General features: G+C 75.5%; 1 pseudogene. It reads right to left on the bottom strand.

Going from position 1 to position 294, the window contains the following annotated elements:
• A pseudogene (locus G6556_RS19040) lies at positions 1-203 on the bottom strand (hypothetical protein); the annotation flags it as partial.
• Positions 204-294 lie beyond the last annotated feature (91 nt).

Here is a 294-nt window from a genome sequence, read left to right as displayed (position 1 = left end):
CAGTCGGCGTTGAGCGTGGCGGCCGTGACCTGGCTGACCGCCATCCGCACGAGCTGGACGAGCGGGTACAGGCTGAACAGGCCGAGGAACAGGGCGGCGGGCAGCAGGAACACGATCCGGCTGCCGCCCCGACGACGCCGGGTCGTCGGGGCGGCACCGGGACCGGCCTGCCGCGCGGGTGCGGTGGTGGCGGCGGCGGACACGGTGACCTCGTCAGCCGATCTGGCTCTTCAGGGCGGCGACGGCCTGGTCGGCCGCGGCCTGCGGGGTCTGCTGGCCGCCGATGACCGCGGA

The sequence above is a fragment of the Cellulomonas sp. IC4_254 genome (assembly GCF_011603975.1).
In the GTDB taxonomy this organism is placed as follows: Bacteria; Actinomycetota; Actinomycetes; order Actinomycetales; family Cellulomonadaceae; genus Cellulomonas.
This window is presented reverse-complemented; position numbering and strand designations above follow the sequence as displayed.